Origin of the sequence: Corynebacterium sp. HMSC067D03, assembly GCF_001811185.1 — a bacterium.
GTDB classification, from domain to species: domain Bacteria; phylum Actinomycetota; class Actinomycetes; order Mycobacteriales; family Mycobacteriaceae; genus Corynebacterium; species Corynebacterium coyleae.
Window position 1 is genome coordinate 1 of record NZ_KV803847.1, and the last position, 309, is coordinate 309.

Genomic DNA, 309 nt, shown 5'->3' on the forward strand with positions numbered 1-309 from the left:
GAAACGAGCATTCATCACACGGTCAGAACCGAGATACCAGCTCATACCACCCGGAGTGTCAGTCGTCGCTGCATTCGGACCCATGTGACCAAAGTTGTAGCCATAGAGCTGTGTGAAGTTATCCGGATCCGGGTTTTCCACCCACACACGAATCTTCTCATACTGCGGACCATTCGGGTCCGCATCAAACTTCACAACCTCGCCCTTAGCGTTGGTAAACGACTTCATCTCAATGGTGTAGTAACCATTTTCACGAGTCACACCGGTATAAACCGGGGAGGTAATACCACCCTTTTCCGTCCACTGCGC

Annotated in this window: 1 protein-coding gene; it reads right to left on the reverse strand. The window is 51.5% G+C overall.

The annotated features are described in order from the left end of the window. Positions 1-309, reverse strand: a 309-nt coding sequence (locus HMPREF2785_RS11385; protein WP_168164695.1) for a hypothetical protein, incomplete at both ends; no start/stop codon positions are given.